Source organism: Streptomyces sp. NPDC104309 (assembly GCF_055584025.1).
In genome coordinates this window covers 1-21,212 of sequence record NZ_JBVJMV010000079.1, presented here as the reverse complement: position 1 = coordinate 21,212, position 21,212 = coordinate 1, and the positions used below count along the sequence as shown (strand labels likewise).

Sequence of the window (21,212 nt, the reverse complement as noted above, 5' to 3'; positions counted from 1 at the left end):
CAAATGCAATTTCTTCCGGAGTCACACTCCATCAACGACACACTGAACCCACAGGACACGCACCACCAACACCGACCTGACCAAGCCCTACTAGTCGCCCGCGCGCTGCCAGGGGCGCAGCCGTCCGGGCAGATAGCCGGCCGCGGGTGTGGCGGCCGCGGTGGTGGCGACGGTGCCTGTCACGTCCAGCGCATGCCGATCTGGGAGAGCTGATCGACGCGGTCGGGTGTGAGTGTCGCGGCCCGGCTGCGCTGGTCACCGATCCAGGGGCCGAGCCTGATGGCCTGCTCCTCCTGGTCCCCGCCGCTGGCACCGACCGCGATCGTCTCCACGTGTTTGCGCGGCACCTGAAGGTGTCCCTCGCGCTCGTAGAACTGCTTGGCGGCCTCGTAGTTCATTGCCCACTTGTCGGCCTGCGTACGGCGCGGGGTCGGCTTCTCGTGCTCGGTGGCGGGTGTGATTCCGAGGACTTGTTCGCACATCCACTGCTGCACCGTCGTCAGTTTTTCCCAGCCCAGTCGCTGTGCTCGTACCCACCGTCCGACGTCTTCGCCCTGGCGTACGATCTCGCCTGGCTGGGTGGGCAGCGTCCCGCCTTCGTCCAGGTGCTGCCGGGTGAGGTGGAAGGCGCGCTGCCATTCCACTGGCCAGGTGGGGCACCAGGAGGGGTCGATGTTCTCCAGTTGCTCGCGCCTCTCCGGCGACAGGGCGCCGGCCCACGAGTCGACGGGGAGTCCTTCGGTCTGGCGCTGCTCGAGGTCCAGGGCGTGCCTCGCTGCGGTGCGGGCGTTCTTCAGCCAGATGCCGACCTTGTAGCCCTGGAAGGTGGCGTCGAGGGGGGCGAGGAGGTGGCTGTGTTCGGTCGCCCACCCGCGGACGGCGGTCAGGCCTTCTTCCCAGGCGACGTCGAAGTGGGACCAGATCATGCCGAGCTTCTCGAGCTGTGCGATGCGGTTCTCGTCCATGTTCCCGCGCGCGTAGAAGCGCCGGTTGTCGGCGGTCCACTGCCCGAGGGGGAAGTTCGCGAGCGAGGCCGGCCACCCCTCGGCTTCGGCTTCCTCTCCGGCTGGGACGCGGTACGTGAATGGCACGCGCAGGTTGCCGTGCAGCCGGTTGTAGATGACGGCGGCCTCCACCCCGCGCCGCCAGTGCTCGTGTTCCGGGTTGAGGACGCGCAGGTTGATGAACGCCGCCAGCTGCGCAGGGTCGCGGGGTGTGGAGAACTTCAGCAGGGGCCGGGCCGCTGATGCCCTGCCACGCTGCTCTGTGCTCGTCGCCTTCACCGCCGAACTCGCGCCGCTTGGGAGTACGGCTGGGGGCCTGCTGTTCCGCGAGGGTCTCCACGATCCTGGCGTCGTGCGCCCGCAGCGCCTCCAAGAGCTGGCCAGCCCACCGAACGCGCGGCTGGTCAGCATGTTGTCCGCCGTCTCACCCGGCCCGAGCAGCACCGGCACCACGAGCGAGGCCAACTTGCCCTCGCCCGGGTGCGGCACTCCAACGCCTGGTTGTGGTGACGATGCCAGCGCCTCTTCGAACTCGACAACCGCCTCCAGGCACTCGCCGCCGACGTCCGGGGCATTGCCGTCGCGGTGTGGGTGAACACCTTGCCGCGGCTCCAGCGAGGCGAACCCTGGTACGAGATCGGCGTCGACGACGGGGCAGCTTGTTCAGGGGCGGCACGGGCGACGATCATTCGGTCATGAGACCCGAAGTGCGGACGTTCGTTGCCGACGGACCGCTTCCCGGCTGGGACGCGAGCGAGGAAGAGATCGACCGGCGTGACCGCCAGCTGACAGCGATCTCGCGCCCTGTCACGTCCGAAGAGGCCGTTGCCCTGGCCACCTGCTTCGGCCCCGACGACTGCTATGGCGTCGCCTGGACGCTCGTGCACCTGATCGAGACGGCTCCCGGCCCGGTGCCACAGCTGGAGGATCCCGGTCCTGAGGCCGGCGACTGGGCCGAGGTTCTGCGGGCGCGATGGGGCGGCGAACAGTCCACGGCTTGACAGCTTAACTGCATGAGGCGTCTTTCCCGCGCGATAGCCGAGGGGAAGAGGTCCGCGCCCCGGGGCCGACGGGCTCCGGCGGCGGAGGAAAGTCCCGATGGCCTGAACCACACCCGCACCGGGCAGAGCGGCCCGAAACGGCCTCGGCATGCCAAGAGCCGGAAGCCTCTCGCTCAACCTGACAATGCCGTCTGGGGAGCCGGTCGGAGCAGGGGCGCGGGTCAGCGGTGCCGGAGTAGTTCGACGGCCTCGGCCACATGCTCCGCGCCGTAGCGGAAGTGATGGCACAGCGTCAAGTGGCGTGCGTACCGTTCCTCGGTGAGGGGGGCGGACTGTACGGCGAGCAGGCGCAGGAGCAACCGGTAGCCGAGGTCGGGGTCCACCCGGGTGACGACGTCCTCCACTGCCGCCGTCGGTGCGTCACCGAGCGCGGAGGCCGCCTCCCGTACCTCCCGCAGCACCGCGTCCCGATGGACCGTGTCGACCGGTGGCGTGGTGTGCCGATGGCCGGGAGCGACCTCAGCCAGGTGTGCGCGGCACGCTTCGGCGACCGTCCCGAGCCGGTCCCGGGGGCTGAGGCCGAGGCGTCCGGGATCATGGGCCCCGCTGGTGGCCCCGTGCCACAGCGTGGCGATCGTGTCGTCGGACAGCGGCGACTCCAGGAGGCGGAGGGAGTCCACGAGCAGGAGCGCCGCCGCGGACCCGGGGGTCTGGGCCGCGTCGTCGGCCGCGACCGCCGCGCGCAGCCGGTCGCGGGCGGTGGGCTCCGTCCACTCCCAGGAGAACCATGACGTGAGCGCGGAGAGCCCGAAGTCGCCCTCCCCGTCCCGCCGGGCCGGGTCGATAGGTGGCCATGCCACGCTCAGGCCGTCGTAGACGAGGGGCCCGGGGTAGCCGAGTCGTCCGCCGAGGGCTGTCAGGCGGTCGTACCGCTCTTTCGTCACGAGGACGCGACGGGTCTTGAGAGCGCGCAGCAGAAGGCGCAGGCCGAGCCCCTCGTCGGTGTGGTCGACGATCGTGGTCAGGGCCGTCGGCAGCGCGGCGCCGGGTTCGTCGGTGGCGCTCGCCGACTCCGCCGCCGCGTGCCCCAGGTCCGACGCCGACGCCCTCACCTCGGCGATCACGCCAGCCCGTGACTCCGTCTCCTGTCCCGGTCCCGGGGCTCCCGTCCCGGGCGGTACGGGGTAGCGCGTGGCGAGTCGGCTCAGTCGATCACGGGTGTCCGCCCCGGTGGCGGTCGGCCGGCGGTCGTCGCCGGTGACGGCCGTCCAGACCGTGTCCAGGATCTCGTCGGGCAGACCGGTCTCCAGCAGACGGGCCAGGTCCAGCCCCAGTTCCACCGCGCCCTCGCCGTCGCCGTCGGCCGCTACCTCCGCCGCCAGCCGGAGCACACCGTCCTCGTCGAGTGGTTCGGGGGAGGCCGCGATCCCGCCCGCGAGCGCGCTCAGGCCGAAGTCGCCCTCGAACAGCTTGCCGTACTCTTCGCGCTGCCGTGCCATGGTCGGTGTCGGCTCCTTGATCCGCCGGGTGAGGTCACAGAGGTGGGGCCGTCCGTCGTGAGGACGGACGGCCCCACCACGGGTGTGACTGGGGGTGCCCATTCAAGGGTGTGCCGTCAGAAGGACAGCGGGGCTACTCCTTGGGCAGGGGGTACGAGGTGTAGACAATGTACCCCTCGTGCCCCTTCTTGCCCGGCAGCCTCTTCAGGACCACGCGGACCCCGTTGCCCGCTGTCTCCGAGGCCCCGGACGCCTTGTACACCGTTCCGAGGGAACCGTACAGATCCCAGGAACCGGTGATCGGGAACTCCGTCTTGTTGCGCCACTGTCCCCGCTTGTTGAGGAAGTTGTCCAACGCGTCGAAGCTGGCAGACCGCCTCTTGCCACGTGGGAAGAAGTAGTCCGCGAGGACTCGTTCGACGGCCTGCTGCGCGATGTCCTGGCTGGTCCACACCGTGCTGATCGGGGCCAGGCCCTTCCGCTCGTTTTCCTTGGCGAAGTCGATGGCCTCTTGCGGCGTCGGGTTGACGTGACGGCTCAGGGTGTGGGCGCCGCTGTTGGGGAAGGCCAGTTCGTCGCTGAGGTTCGCGCAGTTGCGCACGAGTAGGTCACTCGCCCGCGGCCCCTCGGCGCGTACGTAGAACGTGTGCAGGCCGTCGACCGTGATGTCGTACACCCGAGGGTCCTCGACGGCCGTACGGGTACGCAGTGCCCCGACGGCGTGCAGTGACCCGTCCGGGGAACGCAGCCGGTCTCCGACGCGCAGCTCCGACACGAGCGTCCAGCCGCGTGCGGCGACGTGGACACGGTGTCCGGCGGTGCTGGTCAGCCGTTGCCCGTCCGCGAGCAGGATGTCCACCAGGAGATCGGTGTCGTGCGCGTAGGTCGACGTGACCGTCTGCGGGCTCCGGTCACCGCTGTCCGGGTCCTCGGCCAGAACGCGGTCACCTCGGCGTACCGCGCTGATCGCCCGGTGGCTGCCATCCGCCATCAGCACCTGGGCCGTCCCCGGGAAGCTGTTGATCCTGCAGGACGTGACCATGTCCTCGTAGAGGTTGACCGTGTTCTTGATACGGGCGAGGGTCGCCGGGTCCAGGTCCAGCTTCCGCAGCGCGTTGTAGGCGTCGAGGACCCCGACTCCCGTGTTCAGCGCGGCGTCCAGGGCACGGATGCCCTCGGCGACCTTGCCGATGAGCTTGCCCGGGATGAAGTTGCTCGCGGCCCATGCGCAGCCACTGGCGCTGCCGTGCCAGCAGTCCACGAAGTCCTGGAGCAGGACCGCCTTGAGGATCTTGTAGGTGACGGTCTGCTCGATCAGGTCCCACTTGCTGAAGTAGTGCGTGACCTCCTTCGTCATGGCCTTGAAGGGTTCGGTGCGCAGCAGCAGCGTGTCCGACGACGGGCATCCGGATTCGGTGGCCGGGACGTCGGGGTTGGTGCACAGGAAGAAGTCGACGTCCACGTCGAACGTCACCTTGAAGGTGACGGTGCAGCCCTCGAAGCCCGCCTCGATGACGCAGTCGTTTAACTGCTTGGCATCGGTGACCACGACGCTCTTCTCGTCGACCACGTAGAACGTGCCGCCGATGCCTGTGCCCGCGCCCGTCGATATCTGCTGGTTGGCCTTCGCGCGCTCGGCGCGGTCGGCCGCCGCCTGGGCCTCCTCGGCGTACTTCAGGGCGTCCTTGGCCGCCTCCTCGGCCTCGGTGGCGGCGGCGTCGGCGCGGCTCGCGGCCGCCCGGGCGTCCTTGGCGGACTGCTCGGCGCGGCTCGTGGCCTCCCGGGCGGCCTGGGCGTCCTGCGCGGCCTGGTCGGCGGAGGCGCGGGCCGAGCGGGCGTACCCCTCGGCGCGTCCGGCGGCCTTGTCGGCGGCGGCGGCGTCCTCGGCGGCCTGCCGGTCGTACTCGACGGTGCGGGCCAGCGACTGGGCGGCCTTGGACGCGGCGGTCGCCGCGTCGGCGGCGTAGCCGAGGGCCTCCTTGGCGTAGCCACGGGCCTCGGCCGCGTATCCGGCGGCGTTGGCGGCGTGGACGTACGCCTGCTTGGCGTCGCCGGTGGCCTGGTCCGCGAGGGACTTGGCGGCGGCGGCCTCGGCCTGCGCGTTCTTGGCGTGGGCGTCGGCGACGGCCTTCTGCTGTTCGGCGATGGTCTTCGAGCCCTGGCCCGCGAGGACCACGAGTCCGGCGGTGGCGTCCGTGGTGACGTACGGGGAGCCGAGTTGGATCGCGTCGTTGGCGGGCTTGGCGACCTGGACGGCGGCGTTGCCCGCGTCCACCGCCGCCTGGGCGGTGATGTGGGCGAACCCGACGGCCTTCACGGACGCGGCCCGCGCGATCGCGGCTTCCTTGCTGGCCGCGTCCGCCTGGGACTTGGCCTCCTTCGCCTTACGGCCGGCCTCGTCGGCGAGCGCGACGGCGGCGCTGGTCGCGGTCCGCACGGCGGCGTCGGCCTTGAGCTTGGCGGCCTGGGCGGCGTCGGCGTGGGCGCGGGAGCGCTTGGCCGCCGCTTCGGCGCGGGTGGCCGCGGCGTCGGCCTCAGCCGCCGCCCGGGTCGCCGCGTCGGCCTCGCCCCGGGCCCGTCCCGCGGCGGCTTCGGCGGTGTCGGCGTGGCCCGAGGCGGCGTCGGCGGCCTCGCGGGACTCCTTGGCGTACTCGTCGGACTCGTGGGCCTTGGCGTACGCCTCCTTGGCGTCGGCCTTGGCGCGGGCGGCGTCGGCGCGCTGTTCGGCCTCCCAGGCGTCGTCGCGCTTGGCTTTGGCGTTGTCGCGGGCCTTGACGGCGCCGTTCTTCTTCTCGACGGCGGTGGCCTCGGAGGCTTCGGCGGCCTTCCGGGCGTCGTCGGCCTTCACGGCTTCCGCGTCGGCGTTCCGCTGGTGTTCGGCGGCCTCGTTCTGCTTGACGGCGGCGGTGGCCTTCTCCGCCTTCGCCTTGGCCTCCTCGGCCTCGGCGGCGAGCCGCTTGGCGTGGGCGTCGGCGGCGGCGGCCTTGGCGTCCCCCTCGGCCTTGAGGGCGAGGAGGAGTTTGGCCTCGGCCGTCTCCTTGTCCTTCTTCGCGTTGTCGCGGTGGAGCCTGGCCCCTTCGGCGGCGGCCTTCGCCTGGAGTTCGGCGGTGCGGGCGGCCTCCTTGCGGAACTCGGCGTTGACCTGGGCGCTCTGGGCAATGGCCCGCTGCGCGATGGTGGCGCTGTCGCCAGGCGCTGAGGTCCAGGCACTTGCCCGTGGTCAGGCTCCTCAGGGTGGAGGGGGCGCGGACGTCGGCCTTCCAGGACCGGCCCTTGGTGCTGTAGCAGTCCGTGATCTGGATCTTTGTGCCGTTGGCGGAGGCGTTTCCGGCAACATCAAGGCACTTGGAGGAGTTGACGTTGCGGAGGTGGAGGTCCTCCTCGCTGCCCTCCAACTGCCACTTCTGCGCGGCGGTGTTGTTGCAGGTGTAGATCTGGACGGGCGAGCCGTTGGTCTTGGCGCCGCCCTGGACCTCCAGGCAGGTGCCCGCCGCGCCCGGCACCTGGATCACGGTGTCGGTGTCACCGATCCAGCCGACGCCACCGGGGGACCAGTAGTCCTGCCAGCGGGTGTAGTGGTCGGCGAGCCAGGACTGGCCGACGAGCAGGCTGAGGGCGTAGGCGCCGTCCTGGAGCGCCTTCGTGGCGTCCTTGCCCGCGGTGAGGATCTGCTGCCGCTGGGCGGTCTGTCCGGCGATCTCCTGCTGCCATTCGGCCGCGGCCTGCGCGACCTCCTTGCCGAGGACCCGGTTGGGGTCGATCGGGTCGTGCCAGGCGCAGGCCCCGAAGCGGGCCTTGAGGTCCTCGACGGCGATCCGGTACTCGGGGGTGTCGGTCTCCGGGGCAGTACGGGGGAAGCCGCCGGAGGCGAGGAAGATGCGGGCGTCGTCGGCGAAGACCCGTGGCACGAAGAGCTGGTTGGGCTCGACCTTTCCGGAGTTCTTCTTCCATAGCGCCCACGCCTCCTGCTCATTCGGCGTCCCGGCGTTGGTGTAGAGCGGGTCCCTGTTTGTGGCAACTTCAATTGGCCCCACTTCGACACTGAAGTTGGCCCCACCAGCGGGTGGCGGGCGGTCGTGTGAGGGGTGTCAACCTCGTTCCGACAAGTTGTTTTGGCCCCACCCCGAACGAGTGGGTTCTCTGGCCGTGGGGAGGGGGCGGGGCGGTAGCGTGAAGCGCATCGGATCCGGACTGGTCGACGGGCCCCGACAGCCCGCCGGCCCACAGGATCTCGACCCGTGTTCGATCCGGGACCGACGGATTCTCCGATCTGCGGTGGACGACGAGGACGGGCATTGGCGCGACCGGCGGAGAACGGTTCGGGCTCAACCGGGCCGAGGCCGGCGCCCCGCAAGGGGTGTCGGCCTCGGTTCGTGAACGGGTCGGGTCAGGACTTGGGGCGCTGGCAAGGGCCGCGTCGGCAGCCGTAAACGGCGCTGGGACGCCATCCGTGAGCCCGGCAATGATCCGCCGGACGCCGCTGGGAACGGGCGTCAGGCCATCGCGAACTTGGCAACGTACTCGTCGAAGGACTCGATGCCGACTTCCGCACGGAGTTCGTCCATGCGCTCGGGCTCTTCGCAGGGCCACGGAACCGGTGCCCCGTCATTCACGCCGGCGATCTGAGTGCCGTAGATCTGCTTGCGGCCCTCGTTGGTCAGCGTGCGGTCGCGCAGAAAGGCCAGCTCACGTGGGCTGGCCGAGCCCGCCGACACTGCCTGCTGCATCAGGTGGAGGGCACGTCGCTGGACGTCGAGCTGCCGGTCGGCGTGCTGGGCAATCAGCCATGCCGCGCGTGCGGCCTCCTCGCCGACGTCTTCTGCCGTCGGCCAGCCGTACTCATCCATGATCTCACTGAGTCGGTCACCGTGCCGTGCGGTCAGCCGGCGCCACGCCAGTTGCTCGGCGGGGTCGTCGCTATTCGCGTGGACTGAGGACTGGTGATCGGCCGCGGCCATGGCCGTGAGTTCCTCCGCCAGTGCGGCAACGTTGTGCGTCACTCTCAACTCCCTGGTCAAGTCGATGCGTTGTGCTCGTTGCCCTCAACCCTAGAAGAACATATCGGGCGTAAAGATCATTCCGGAGAATGGTGACAGGCACCTCCGCGCACCGCGATAATGGATCTACCCCTGGAGCCAGAGCCGGAGTTTTCGGCTCGTGCCACGATGCTTACCGGCACCCTGACTTGCGGTGCTTCTCTTGAGTCTTTTTGAAGCGGAAGCTGTCGGTGCCGGTCTCGACGATGTGCGCGTTGAAGGTCACCCGGTCCACGATCGCCGCGCAGAGCCGGGGGTCGGTGAACGTCTGCTTCCACTCCGAGAACGGTGCGTCCGAGGCGATGGCGATGGCTCGTCGTTCCTCGCGTTCGGTGAACACCTGGAACAGAAGCTTCGCCCCGGCCTTGTCCAGGTCGAGATAGCCGAGCTCGTCCAGACAGAGCAGGTCAACGCGTCCGTAGCGGGCGAGGGCGCGGCCGAGCTTTTTCTCGTCGGCGGCCTCGGCGAGCTCGTTGACCAGGTTCGCCGTGGTCGTGTAGCGGACCCGCATCCCGGCCTCGGCGATCGCGGTCCCGATCAGCAGATGCGACTTGCCGGTGCCGGAGTCGCCGATCAGGCAGAGCGGCAGGCCGGCTTTCACCCAGGCCGGGTCGGCCAGGGTGCTGACCTGCTCGGGGGCGACGTTCGGGTTCTTCTCGAACTCGAAGTCCTCCAGCCGCTTGGGGCGGGGGAAGTTCGCCTCCCTGACCAGCCGGGTCTTCTTCCGCTCCTCGCGCTGGAGACACTCGGCTTCCAGCAGGTCGGCCAGGAAGTCCTTGTAGCTGGCCTTCTCCTTCAGCGCCGTGCCCGCGATCTCCTCCCAGCGTGAGCGGATCGTGGGCAGGTGAAGGGCTCGGCAGGCTTCGTCGATCACGGTCTCGACGGCGCCGGCGGCAGAGGCGTCCTTGCGGGGGTTCGGGACCCTCTCACCGACGTCGAAGAGAGCGGTGCTGTCGTTCATGCGGAACCTTTCGGATGGCGGGTCAGGAGCTGGTCATAGACGTCCACCGATGGCGGGGGACGGTTGTCCTCGGGCAGTTCGGGCCGACAGGTGGGAAGCGTCAGCAGCTGCCCGCCGGGGACGTCCGCCCAGGGCGGAGGATCGTTCTCGTCGTCCACCGGCTCGGGGTCCCGGGCGGCGGACTCGGCCTTGCGGGCCTCGATGGCCACCACGTCCGGGCTGATCGATCCGGCCTTGACTGCGGCCGCCATGCCGACCTGGACCGCCTCGGCTGGCATTCGGCGGTGCAGCAACAGGACCTCGATCAGGGCCCGGGTGCCGGCCGCGTCCCCGTGGGTCTTCAGGGCAGCGGCCCAGAACGCCTCATGGACGGCCGTGAAGGAGCCCTCGGCCCGGGCGGCGGCCAGCGCGGTCGACCCGGCCATGGCGCCGGGCTTGACCAGCAGGATCTCCAGGTAGTGGTCCAGCACGTCGCGATATCCGTAACGTTTGGTCAGCCGCGGATGCCGGGCGACGATGTTCCGGCGCTCGAAGACCAGCAGCTCGTTGCCCCGCAGCAGAACGCGTACCCTCTCGCCGATGAAGCGGGCGGGCACCGAGTAGTGGCACTGGCGGACGGTGATCCGACTGGTCCGGTCGACCTTCGGAGTCAGGGTGATGCCGCACTCGAAGTCCTCGGTTGGCAGCGGCGCCAGTTCCTCGGCCTCGAGGCGGAAGTTGAAGCCGATCGAGGTCAGCTTCCCGCGCAGGATCCGCTCGTCCTCTGCCTCGTCGATCGTGGCGATGCGGGCGTTCAGTTCCTCCAGCGAGGAGACATCGGGAACCGGGACCAGGTGGGCCCGGCGGAAGCGTCCGCCTTCCTGTTCGACTCCGCCCTTCTCGTGGGCGCCTTCCTCACCGGGAATGCAGTAAAAGGCATCGAACCCGTAGTGCGAGCGGAAGGTGGTCCACCGCTCCGATTCCACCCGGTTGCGGCCGGTGCAGACCTGCCGGACCGCGGGCTTGAGGTTGTCGTAACGGATGTGTTTGGTCGGGACACCACCCAGCACCCGGAATGCCTCCGCGTGTCCCTCCAGGAACGACTCCTGGGCCTGCGAAGCGAACACCCGGTGGACGGCCTTGCCCGAATGTGACAGCCGCAGCGTGAACAGGTGGCACTTGACCGCCTCGCCGGCCACCCGCACCCACACGTCCGCGAAGTCGACCTCGGCTTCCTCGCCGGGCAGGTGTTCTTTGGGCACCATTCCCTCCAGATGCTGGCGGCCCTCACGGTCCTCCGCGACGATCTCCGGGCGCCGCTTGCGGACGTAGTTGCGCAGAGTCGAATACGACGCCAGGTCGAAGTCGTGCTCCTCAGCCAGGCGCTTCTGGATCCGTTCGACGGTGTGTTTCTGCTTCCGCGGGGCCTTCAGGTCGGCCCGGAGCATCGCGTCGATCCGCCCGGTGGCCGGGTCCAGGATGCGGAACTGCCGTTGACCGGACTTGCGCGGCGGCGGGATCGCGGAGGCCATGGCCTGCCGGACGGTTCGGCGGTGAACGCCGTACTTCGCCGCCAGGGCCCTCTGCGAGATCGACGGATCGAGACGGACGTCCCGACGGATGTTCTCGAACAGCTCGACACGCGAAACATGCAACCCGGCCTCCTGACACGGCCATGACCAACGGCACGGCCTCCGACATGACCGTGAACGACGAACACACCCTGACGGGATCGGGCAGACAGCGCAGACCATTCACTCGGACGAGGGCATGTCGTCTCAGAGCGGCGCAGGTGGGGCCAAATCAAATGTCGATCAACTGGGGCCAGAACAGAGTGCCGGAGCGGGGCCAACGAAACCTGTCACAAACAGACGCCGCTCTGCACCGCGCGATCGGTGTCGGCGCCGCCGCCGTCACCGTCTGGCTGACCACCCGCCCCGGATCCCGCCGGTGAGCCGCACCCGCATGGACCGAGTCCGCGCTGCTGCTGGCATCGCCAAGCTCGCCCTCCAGCAGATCGAGGACGACCTCACCGGTGAGATCGGCGCCCAGGAGCTCGCGCAGGACCTCCGCGAGCTCCACCACGAAGACCACCGCCAGGACGGCGTCTTCGGCTCCCTCGCGCAGCTGCTCACCGCCGCCGCGCAGGCCGCCGGGCGGGATCGAGCCGGACCGCGACGGCGAGATGTCGTGCCCGCTGCACGAGGCCGCAGCCCTCATCACCGAGAACGCCGGCCTGCAGACCTACTACGCCACCCGTGCTCTTGACCCGCAGGGAGAAGCCGCATGAAGACCTTCCGCCTGGAAAACGCACTGCCCGTCGACACGACGATCCCGGAGCCCTCGTTGGTCTGCCTGATCGGAGCGGCCGGTTCGGGCAAGTCGACGTGGGCCTCCACCTGGCCCGCAACGCAGGTCCTGGAGCTCGACAAGTTCCGGGCGATGGTCAGCGACGACTTCTCTGTCAAGTTCAGCTTGTTGGGCCCCGGCGGGCCTGTCGGGACCTCGCGGAGGGCTTCACGCTGGGCCGGGACTGGGGGTTATGGAACATCGGAACGGAATCCGACGGCGCTAAGCCTCGATCGGCGCTGGTTGGCACCTGACGGGTCGTCGGCGCCGGGGCGGTGGTGAAGTTCTCCCGCAGATAGCTGCCCCCGGCCGGCGGTTACTGCGCAGGAGAACTACACGCATGCTGTTCGGTGCCGTTCTCTGATCCCGTTGAGTAGTTCGGGACGGGGAGCGGGGAGGTAGGCGGGTGCCAGGTGAGAATCCAGCCGGCGGTAAGCGCCGCCGCGCCGCCTGCCAGGGCGATTGCGCCGCCTGTTCCGATGACTGCGGCCACCGAGCCGAAACAGGCCGGCCCGACGCCCTGCAGCGTCATGCTGCCGGAGCCGAGCAGACCGAAGGCCTGGCCCTGGCCATCCTGCGGCAGGGCGTCCAGGAACGGCCGTTGCAGGCCGAGACCGTAGGCGAATCCGAAGCCGCAGAGCAGCAGCAGACAGGACGAGACGCCCACTCCGGGCTCGGCAGCGAAGCCGACCAGCGGCATTCCCATCAGCGCAATCAACGGGACTACCAGTCGCTCCCGGGTGGGCGGCCGTAGCAGTCGACCTACCAGAAGGTCACCGACAAGCATGCCGACCGGTAGACATCCCATCAGCACCGCGTACCAGCCGGGCGCAAAGTGGCGTCCTCCCGCGTAGGCGACGAGCAGGCCTTCCGCGCCCGCTACGAAAGCGGTCGGTAGCCACTGCGCCAGCATCAGTCGTCGCACCGTGCGTCCGCGCAGCAGCAGGCCGGCACCGTGCAGGCTTGCCCGGAAGGCCCCGCCATCGCCCCGAGCGCTGTCGGGTGTGCTTCCGAACTCTCCCGGCTGCAGCCGGGGTAGCCGGATGCGGATAGCGAGCGTGCAGCCGAGGTAGAGGGCGGCGCTTACCGCGAGCGCCCGGTGCGGGCCGAGTACCGCGACGACCGCACCTCCCAGTGCCAGACCGAACAATTGCGCGCCGGAGGCAGCGATGTTGTTCAGTGAACGGCCCAGTACATAGGCGTCGCCCTCCAGCGACTGCGCGACCAGCCGACTCGACGCGCCGTGAAACACCGGTGTGGCGAGGGCGACCAGCGCCACGACACCGAGGCTTGCCGCGATCGGCATCCGCACCAGGGCGAGCAGCAGGGCGGCGGCGCACGTCAAGGCGTAGCCGCCGGTGATGAGCGCGCGGGGCGGCAGTCGGTCGGCCAGTGAGCCCAGCAGCAGCGAGCCGAACAGCTGCGGGATGAAGCCGATACCGAAGGCCAGTGCGCTCAGCAGCGGGGAGCCGGTGGCCGAGAAGACCAGCACCGAGAACGTGGTGATCCGCAGCGCGTCCGCAGTGATCGCGACGGTGCGGGTTGAGAAGAGCAGCCGGAATCGTGGCTCGGCCAGCACCTCCCGGTAGGTGGCACGGTGGTTGCCCTGTGCGGGTTCGGCGGTTGGGGTCATGACGCCCAGCCTCGCCGTGCGCCCACCCCACCCAACAATGATTCGTCGCTCGACGAATCGGGACGGACGTCCTGCGGTAACGTCGCAGGGTGCTCCGCTTCGAAGTCTCCGTCGAGGCCCTGCTGCGCAGCCGCTTCGCACTCTCCCCCGCGATGGACCTCTGCTTCCTGCTGCGCTCGCTCGCCGGCCAAGACCGGCCACTGCCGCGAGCCTGGGCCACCCGACTCATGCCGGCCTTCGAACGGCTTCGCCGCGAGACCGAACTGAACGCCGCCCTCGCCCTGCACACCCCGCGCGGGGGCGGACCGAACTTCGTCGCCCCGCCTCCACGCGGCCTCAACCAGACCTGGGCAGACGACCTGGCCATGATCCGGGCCACACCGCTGGAAGCGGCCCGCCACGAAATCGCCACCAACGCGACCGGCCCGTCCGCCCGCGATCCCCGCGTTCGCGCAGTGCTGGACTCGACGGACGCCGCCTCCAGGATCGCCGAGGCGATGGACCAGGCGTGGCACGAGCTGCTCGCCACGGACTGGCCGCAACTGCGCGCGATCTGTGAGCGCGACGTCGTGCACCGGGTCGGTGTGATCGGCGAACACGGATGGGTCACGACCATCGAGAGCCTGCACCCGAGCATCGCCTGGCAAGCCGGCGGTATCGAGATCGGCCACTTCCCCCAGGTCGGAACAGTCCGCCTCGCCGGCGACGGGCTCCTGCTGATCCCTTCGGTCTTCGTCGCGAATATCGCCGCCCACCTGGAAGACCCCTGGCCCAGGACCTTGATCTATCGTGCCCGCGGCACCGCCGCCCTGTGGGGCGAACAGGAGACCGTCCCCCAGCCGGACGCCCTGACCGCTCTGGTCGGCCGGTCCCGAGCCCGGCTGCTGTTGGCGCTGGACGCCCCGGCCAGTACCAGCCACCTCGCCCGAAGCCTCGCCATGACACCCGGCGCGGTAGGAGACCACCTCGCCATCCTGCGAGGCGCGGGACTGCTCGTCCGCGCCCGGTCCGGACGGTCGGTGCTCTACCGGCGCACCCCGCTCGGCGAGGCACTGGTAGGCGGTACGGGCTGAGGGATCAGATCAGCACTGCTTTTGAGGCGCCGCCAGCAGACGATCGCGCGGCCGAGAGTGAGGAAGGCCTGGTGGATGCCGGCGCGGATTTCCCAGCGGATACGCAGGCGGCGCAACCAACGCAGAAGTGCGAAGGCCGCCCGGACCATGATCAATCTCACCGATAGCCGCTGTACCGATGTTCTTACCGAGGCCGGACTTGCTGTGGCCGGTCGGGCACAGGTACCCGACCGGCTCAGATGTCAGCGTCGGCCCGGTCCGCTCGTCGCAGACGGAGCACGCTGGCTTTGTGGCGCTGAGATTGATCACGTCCGGCCGGTACCGGGATGGCGTTGACCGGTTCTCGTACTCGCGGCGAGCTTCTCGCTGGGCCGGGACCGCCGCGGTGCCGGCCAGGGGCTGGCAGTGGACGATCACGGGAAGTTGGGCTGCACCGGGTGTGTGGCGTCTGTGATGCGGGGTTGTTTGGGCAGCATCCGGACCACGCCGACACCGCCGGCCTGCTGCTGCCGCAGCAGGCGGTTCTCCATGGTGGCTTGGTGCAGGGCGCCCACGAGGGCTTCTACGTCGGCTTTGAGTCGGGCGATTTCTTCGGCGTCTGCGACCCGTAGTTCCTTCAGCCGCCTGATCTGCTGACGCAGCCGCTTCTCGCTGTCGGGAGTCTGTCCGCGGGCACGGACCTTGTCGTAGAACTCGTTCTTCAGGTCCGGGTGACGCTGAGTGAGCGCATTGCGGGGGACTTGGGCCTCGAGCGCGAGAGCGACGACGGTCAGGGCGCCGTTGGAGCGCTCGGGGTGGCTAGTGCTCTGACCGGGAAGGTTCGCCGGGTTGCTGAAGGGGGGATGGCGTGCGACGACGGAGATCTGCGCAATAGGATCTTGAGTCCAGGCACGGATGTCGGAGGGTGACGATGGAACAGCCGCGGATACGCCTCGGCAACGATGATGTGTGGCTGGAACTTGCTCGGACCGGTGCGGACAGCTGGCAGGTCACGGCGGATTGGAGCTCCTGGCTGACAGCTGACTTCACTGCGGATCTCAGCGCTGCGGAGGTCGTGGACTTCGTCGCGCGGATGCTCTCCCACCTGCGCGCGCCGTCGGGTGTGCGCTTTTCGGCGGCGGTGACTCCCGGTCGGAACAATCCGCTGACGTTGAAGGCGGAGCCAGTCGGGGACGGTTTCGCCTTTTTCGTGCGCCTGACTCCCAACGGCGACGACGACGTGTGTCATTTGCAGATGGAGATCGATCCGATCACCACAGTGGAACTTCGTGAGACATTCAGTGCGCTGCACGCGGCGCTGGTGGTCTGACCGCCCGGAGCGTTTTGGTCAGGCGGCCGTCGTAAGCGGGCGTCCGCCCCAGCGGATGCCCTTCTCACTTCGGATGCGGGCGCGTTCCTTGCGTTCGGCGGCCAAGACATCGCGGTGGCGAGCGTTGGCGTTTCGCCACCGCAAGTAGGCGTGCAGGGCGCGGGTCTGGACGGTGTGGTTGGGGTGGTTGGAGTTGGCGATGGTGAACTGCCTCAGCGGTCCGAAGTGCGCCTCGATCGGGTTGGCCCACGAGGCGTAGGTCGGGGTGAAGCACAATTCGACCTTGTGTTTCTTCGCCCAGCGCCGGATGTCGGTGCCCCTGTGGGCGGACAAGTTGTCCATGATCACGTAGATCGGTGCGCCGTCGGGCCGGGCGGCGCGGATCGATTTCAGCGCGGCCAGAGTGTTCCCGGCGCCCTTCTTGCGGCGGTTGACTCCCCACAACGCGTCGTCGCCGACCGAGTAGCAGCCGTGGAAGTAGCGCACCCCGTGAGTGCGGTGGTAGGTGGCGGGCAACCGGTCGGGACGTCGTAGTTCGGCCCAGCCCGAGCCCGCAGTAGGGCGGATACCGAGCGGGCCGAACTCGTCGAACGCGAAGACCCGGTCCGGGAAGCGGTCCAGGACGTGCTCGATGCGGTCGAGTTTGGTGTCCCGTTCCGGATCCGGGGACTCCTTCCAGGTTTTGGTGCGCTGGAAGGTGATGCCGCGGCGGGCGAGCAGGCAGCGTAATGCTTCGCGGCCGATGCGGATCACCCGGCCGTGGACTTTGCGCAGGTAGGCGACGAGTTTGCGTAGTGACCAGCGGGTGAAGGGCTGGCCGAGCTTGGTCGGGCGGGTGGTGGCCGCCTGGACGACGAAGTCCTCGTCGTCAGGGCTGAGAAGGCGGGGACGGCCTCCCGCCCACCGAGGGTCCAGGCAGGCCAGGCCGATCTCGTTGAACCGGTGGATCACGTCCCGGACGGTGTCCTCGTCGGCCTGCACCAGCTTCGCGATCACCAGGACCCGGTTCCCGCCGGCCGAGGCCAGCAGCATCATCGCGCGCCGGAAGCGCACCGAACTGGTGCTGCCTCGGCGCACGATCTGTTGCAGCTTCTGCCCCTCCTGGTCGGTCACCCTGCGCACGCGGACAGGCTCAGCCACCGCACCCCCAGCACTCGAATCGGACGTCACCGCACATCCAACCGCCCCGACCACCAACCCGGCGAACCAATGTGGTCAGAGCACTAGACGGTGACGATCAGCCAGGTCCATCGGTCCGCGGCTTCGGGGGTACGGATCTTCGGGCAGGTCCAGCCCAGGGTCTGCTTGAAGAGGCGGAAGGTGTGCTCGATGTCGAAGCGCCGCAGAAACGCCTGCCACGGACGGTGTAGCGCAGCACCTCCTGGCAGTTCATGACCACTTCGGAGACGAGCTGGTGAACTGCCTGGCGCAGCGGCTCGGGCATGGCGGTGGGTTCCGGGGTGGGTTCCATGGCCCGCACGGTAGAGGCGCCGCACTCCCGGACACCGCAGTCGCGACCCCTGATCACCCGGACGGACCAGACATGGTCACGGGCCCGCGTACCAACCTGTAGCCCGTCACAGTTGCAGTGCGGGCAGCTCACCGCCGGGCCGGGTCTACGCGGTCTTTCCAGGCTTCACGGGCCTCACGCGCTCCACTGGCACGTCCCATTCGATGCCGCCGCCTTCCGGCACCATGAACGCCTGTCGGCTGACCAGGTTGCCCGACTTCTTGAGCCGCTCCTCGAGGACGCCCGTGAGCAGACCGGTTCGCTCCGAGATCGTGTCCCTCACGAGGGTCCCGCGTGGGTAGGGCAGTTCGCCATGGCTGAGTGTTGTTGCCGGCTTCTCGGATCCGTTCACGCGCGGACTCCCGTCTGGATTGCCTGGGCCAGGCGGGCGGCGACGTCGGAGCGCACCCGCCCCAGGTCGACGAGCCGCAGTGCGGGCGAGGCGGTGTCGACGCTCAGGGAGGGCAGGACGATCCCGGCCCCGGCCAGTGCCGCCCGCAGGGACTCCATCGCCGTGTACGGGTCGATGTCCTGCTGTTCGGTGGTTGCCATGAAAGGGACGCTAGAAGTGGCGGACCGTCGGGCGGTACGCTGTTTTCCCGGTTTTTCTCGCGTGCTCTCGTGCTTGGCTCGGCTTTTCTCACAAAGAGGGCCGCAGTCCGTAGTCGTGGGCGCACCGCATGGTGATGCTGGGGCGATCGGCTTCCGGCGAGAGGATCTGGTCATGGCCCGACGACTGCGCTTCAACGGCACGGGCAGCGGCGAAGGCAGCTGCCCCGCGGTGCACGAAGACCTCGACACGGGCGAGGTGATCGTGCACGGGCCGCGCCTCACCGACCCCGACGCCCTCGCCCAGCTCCAGCACATCGACGACGACGAGATCCCGATCGTGATGCCGCGCAACACGCTGATCGACTTCGGCCCGAAGGAACGCGACAGCGCACCGCGCATCTTCACCCCCGAGCAGTTCGCCAAGCTCTTCGAGAACTTCCAGCACAGCGCCTGGCACCTGGAAACGCGCCGGCGCTACGCGGTCGACGAACAGACCGACACCTACGCCCAGTTCGCCCGCGGCGAGAGGCCGCTCTGGGACCTGGAGACTCCCTGGAGCAGGGGCATCCGCGAGAAGACCACGGGCGGCACCTACGTGGGCCGGGTCCGCGTCGTGGACGACCCGCCGACCGAGGGCCAGCGGTACCTGCTCGCGCACGGCGAGAAGAACGCGGCCCTGGGCGAGGACGTCCGCAACATGTGGCGCGCGGACGCCGCGCGGGTCAACCTCCCGGACGAAGACTTCTGGATCTTCGACTCGCACATCGTCGCCGTGTGCCTCTTCGACGATGATGACAACCTCACGGGTGCCGAACTGATCACACAACCGGCGGCCGTCAACCAGTACAACCGACTGCGGGACGTTGCCCGGCACTACGCCGTCCCGTATCAGGAGTTCGCGGCGGGCATGGCCGCGAAGGAGGCGTAAAGCAAGGGTGTACCGGTGAGCACGGACTATCAGCAGGCCCGCGAAGCACTCGGGGTGCGGCTGCGGGAACTTCGGCTCTCCGCCCCGGAAGGCCGGCTCACCGGTACCGCCCTGGCCCGCCAGCTCGACTGGCCCAACTCCAAGGTCTCGAAGCTGGAGCTGGGCAGGCAGACGGCCACCCCCGAGGACCTGCACCAGTGGGCCGCGGCGTGCGGCCGGCCCGACTCCTACGAGGAACTGCGAGCCCGCCTGGCGGGGTTCGAGTCGCACATCCGCTCCTGGCGCAGACAACTCGTCGGCGGCCACAAGCCCGTGCAGGACGCCCACAACCAGGCACAGGCCCACTCCAAGGTGCTGCGGGCCTGGGAGTCCTCGTGGATCGTGGGCGTCCTGCAGACCCCCGACTACGCACGCGCCGTACTCACCCGCTCCGCCGAACTCCACAAGTCCCCACGCGACATCGAGGAAGCCGTTCGGGCCCGCATAAGGCGCCAGGAGCTGCTGTACAGCGGGGGCAGGCGCTACCACATCATCTTGTGGGAACGGTCCTACGGTCCCTGGTCTGCTCGCCCTCGGTGCTCGCCGCCCAGCTCGACCGCCTGACCGGCATCATCGGCATGGACACCGTCGAAATCGGCATCGTTCCCCTCACCGCGTCCCTGAAAGTACCGCCCGGCTTGGGCTTCTGGATCTACGACGACCGCCAGGTCGTCACCGAGACCTGGCACGCGGAACTCTGGCTCGACGACACCGACACCCTCGCCCTCTACCTGCGGACCTGGAAAACCCTCCGGGAATCCGCCGTGTACGGGGCTGACGCCCACAACGTCATCAACGCGGCCAGGCGCGCCCTGAACCCGCGCTGACGACGCGCGACCGCCTGGCCCGCCACCGCCTCACAAAAGCCCTCCCGCCGCCACGCAGCTCAACGGGCTGGCGGGCCGCTCACCCCTGTTCGGCGGTGTAGTTGAGGAAGTCGGCGACGACGGGTACGCCGCGGCGGCGTCCGAGTTTCTGCCTCAGGTCGTCAAGGGTGCTGGTGCCGCGTGCGGAGGTGACGCCGCCCATGCGGGCCACGGCGGTGTGGGCGGTGTCGACGGCGGCATCGATGTCGCCGAGGGCGAGATGGGCTTCGGCGAGGCGCGCGAGGTAGATGGCGTGTCCGCGAGGGAAGGCGTCGCCGTTGTACGCCTCGCCCTCACTGTGGTGGGCGGTGGAGGCGTCCTGGAAGTGCTTGAGGGCTTGGCGGGGGTTGCCGAGGTTGACGGCGGAGCTGCCCAGGAGCTGGTGGGTTTCGCCGAGGTTGAACCAGTAGACACAGGCCGGGTCCGCTTCCATCGGGCCGGCGTTGGCGTAGGTGTCCAGGGCGGCATTGGCGGCCCGGTCGGCCGCGCAGGTGTCGCCGGCGCGTGCGTGGGCCCGGCAGGCTCGGGCGTGGAGCATGGCGGTCATGCGGGCGGACCCGATCCGTGGGGCCTGGGTAAGGGCTGCTTCGATGAGGTCGATCGCGCCGCGCGGGTTGCCGGTCGAGTACTGCTGGATAGCCCAGAACGCGAGCGTGTTGGCGCCCACGACCGGGTCGTCCGCGCTCGCGGCGGCCCGCATGGCAGTGACGTAGTGGCGCTCCGCTGCGGCGATCCGGCCGCTGTCGTACGCCGTCCAGCCGGCCGACCGGGAAGCTTCGGCCGCCGCGCCGAACAGGCGGCGCCCGACACGCTCGCTGTAGGAGGCGTCCTTGAGGGCACCGAGGATCAGGCGCAGTTCGGTACGGGCGGCGTCGTAGACCTCCCCGGACCCCAGCTGGCCGTCCAGGTGGCGCAGGTCGTCCAGGCGGCGCTCGAACCGGTCGGGGGTGCTGTCGTCGATGCGCCGGCCGCCGGTGGAGGCGGCGCCTGCGGGGGCGGCTCCGGACCACTGGGCGACGGTGCCGGTGAGGGTGACGGATGTGGTGATCAGGAACTTCCTGCGGTCCACCGGACCTCCTGCGATCTCCAGTGCGTGCACGGTCGCCGTGGTGGTCCACGGGGCGGTGAGGATGGCGTGGTCGTCGGGCACGGCGAGTAAGAGCCAGCCCGGCCAGCCGTGGGCCAGCACGGTTTCGGGAGGGATCTTCTCCAGCGTGGCCATGGCGAACTGGGTGCGCAGGGTGGGCGCGTGCTCGCCGCGCTCGTCAGATGCGGCAGGGGCACCAAGTGCTCGCAAACAGAGCCCAACTGACGGGATCGGGGCTGCATTACAGCCTGCCCAGAGGTCCGTGATTGCCCGTGCGAGACTTTCGGTATGAGAAGCCGTTGCCATATCGATCATGGAGTCTGTCGATCGAACGGGAGTCTCGATCGGGTGATCGCGGGCCCTGCCCGGCATGAGAGCAGAGCCTG

At 69.3% G+C, this 21,212-nt stretch carries 16 protein-coding genes and 2 pseudogenes; 6 read left to right on the top strand and 12 right to left on the bottom strand.

The window, feature by feature from the left end; all coding sequences use genetic code 11:
• Positions 1–179: 179 nt before the first annotated feature.
• Positions 180–1,283, bottom strand: a complete 1,104-nt coding sequence (locus ACZ68L_RS44480) for a helicase associated domain-containing protein (protein WP_469590086.1) — start codon at positions 1,281–1,283, stop codon at positions 180–182.
• Between the two features lie 416 nt (positions 1,284–1,699).
• On the opposite strand from ACZ68L_RS44480, the gene ACZ68L_RS44475 reads away from it, so the two are divergent.
• Entirely contained in the window at positions 1,700–2,005 is a 306-nt protein-coding gene (locus ACZ68L_RS44475; RefSeq protein WP_469590084.1) for a hypothetical protein, read from the top strand.
• Between the two features lie 221 nt (positions 2,006–2,226).
• Here the strand turns inward: ACZ68L_RS44475 and ACZ68L_RS44470 are convergent, their stop codons facing one another.
• From ACZ68L_RS44470 to ACZ68L_RS44445, 6 genes and pseudogenes are all read right to left on the bottom strand, one after another.
• Entirely contained in the window at positions 2,227–3,504 is a 1,278-nt protein-coding gene (locus ACZ68L_RS44470; RefSeq protein WP_469590082.1) for a hypothetical protein, read from the bottom strand.
• Positions 3,505–3,637: 133 nt separating this feature from the next.
• Positions 3,638–7,187: pseudogene (locus ACZ68L_RS44465) on the bottom strand (RICIN domain-containing protein); the annotation flags it as partial.
• 810 nt (positions 7,188–7,997) lie between these two features.
• Positions 7,998–8,504, bottom strand: coding sequence for a DUF6624 domain-containing protein (locus ACZ68L_RS44460; RefSeq protein WP_469590079.1), 507 nt, complete (start codon positions 8,502–8,504; stop codon positions 7,998–8,000).
• Positions 8,505–8,673: 169 nt separating this feature from the next.
• Complete coding sequence (gene istB, locus ACZ68L_RS44455; protein ID WP_469590076.1) at positions 8,674–9,501, bottom strand: IS21-like element helper ATPase IstB; 828 nt, start codon at positions 9,499–9,501, stop codon at positions 8,674–8,676.
• Positions 9,498–11,135 carry an IS21 family transposase gene (gene istA / locus ACZ68L_RS44450; protein WP_469590074.1) on the bottom strand — a complete coding sequence of 546 codons (1,638 nt, stop codon included), beginning with the start codon at positions 11,133–11,135 and terminating at the stop codon, positions 9,498–9,500. The genes istB and istA overlap by 4 nt, the downstream gene beginning before the upstream one ends.
• Positions 11,136–11,283: 148 nt before the next feature.
• A complete protein-coding gene (locus tag ACZ68L_RS44445) occupies positions 11,284–11,700 on the bottom strand; it encodes a hypothetical protein (RefSeq protein ID WP_469590072.1) in 417 nt (138 codons plus the stop codon).
• Between the two features lie 66 nt (positions 11,701–11,766).
• Here ACZ68L_RS44445 and ACZ68L_RS44440 point away from each other — a divergent pair, with 66 nt between their 5' ends.
• Complete coding sequence (locus ACZ68L_RS44440; RefSeq protein ID WP_469590069.1) at positions 11,767–12,111, top strand: hypothetical protein; 345 nt, start codon at positions 11,767–11,769, stop codon at positions 12,109–12,111.
• Positions 12,112–12,145: 34 nt separating this feature from the next.
• On the opposite strand, the gene ACZ68L_RS44435 is transcribed toward ACZ68L_RS44440, so the two are convergent.
• Entirely contained in the window at positions 12,146–13,462 is a 1,317-nt protein-coding gene (locus ACZ68L_RS44435) for an MFS transporter (RefSeq protein WP_469590066.1), read from the bottom strand.
• Positions 13,463–13,551: 89 nt separating this feature from the next.
• Between ACZ68L_RS44435 and ACZ68L_RS44430 the strand changes: the two genes are divergently transcribed.
• Positions 13,552–14,535 (top strand): ArsR/SmtB family transcription factor, encoded by a 984-nt coding sequence (locus ACZ68L_RS44430; RefSeq protein ID WP_469590064.1) that lies wholly within the window; start codon positions 13,552–13,554, stop codon positions 14,533–14,535.
• 904 nt (positions 14,536–15,439) lie between these two features.
• Positions 15,440–15,844 carry a hypothetical protein gene (locus ACZ68L_RS44425; RefSeq protein WP_469590061.1) on the top strand — a complete coding sequence of 135 codons (405 nt, stop codon included), beginning with the start codon at positions 15,440–15,442 and terminating at the stop codon, positions 15,842–15,844.
• Between the two features lie 18 nt (positions 15,845–15,862).
• Here ACZ68L_RS44425 and ACZ68L_RS44420 read toward each other — a convergent pair whose 3' ends face one another.
• From ACZ68L_RS44420 to ACZ68L_RS44410, 3 genes are all read right to left on the bottom strand, one after another.
• Positions 15,863–16,984, bottom strand: coding sequence for an IS630 family transposase (locus tag ACZ68L_RS44420; RefSeq protein ID WP_469590058.1), 1,122 nt, complete (start codon positions 16,982–16,984; stop codon positions 15,863–15,865).
• 476 nt (positions 16,985–17,460) lie between these two features.
• Positions 17,461–17,706, bottom strand: a complete 246-nt coding sequence (locus ACZ68L_RS44415) for a hypothetical protein (RefSeq protein ID WP_469590055.1) — start codon at positions 17,704–17,706, stop codon at positions 17,461–17,463.
• Entirely contained in the window at positions 17,703–17,906 is a 204-nt protein-coding gene (locus ACZ68L_RS44410) for a hypothetical protein (protein ID WP_469590052.1), read from the bottom strand. Before ACZ68L_RS44410 ends, ACZ68L_RS44415 begins: the two co-directional genes overlap by 4 nt.
• A gap of 172 nt (positions 17,907–18,078) precedes the next feature.
• On the opposite strand from ACZ68L_RS44410, the gene ACZ68L_RS44405 reads away from it, so the two are divergent.
• Positions 18,079–18,834: a DUF6879 family protein gene (locus ACZ68L_RS44405; RefSeq protein WP_469590049.1), complete on the top strand. Its 756-nt coding sequence runs from the start codon at positions 18,079–18,081 to the stop codon at positions 18,832–18,834.
• A 15-nt stretch (positions 18,835–18,849) separates the two neighbouring features.
• Positions 18,850–19,700, top strand: a pseudogene (locus tag ACZ68L_RS44400) (helix-turn-helix domain-containing protein).
• A 79-nt stretch (positions 19,701–19,779) separates the two neighbouring features.
• On the opposite strand, the gene ACZ68L_RS44395 reads toward ACZ68L_RS44400, so the two are convergent.
• A complete protein-coding gene (locus ACZ68L_RS44395; protein WP_469590047.1) occupies positions 19,780–21,036 on the bottom strand; it encodes a transcriptional regulator in 1,257 nt (418 codons plus the stop codon).
• Positions 21,037–21,212: the final 176 nt, after the last annotated feature.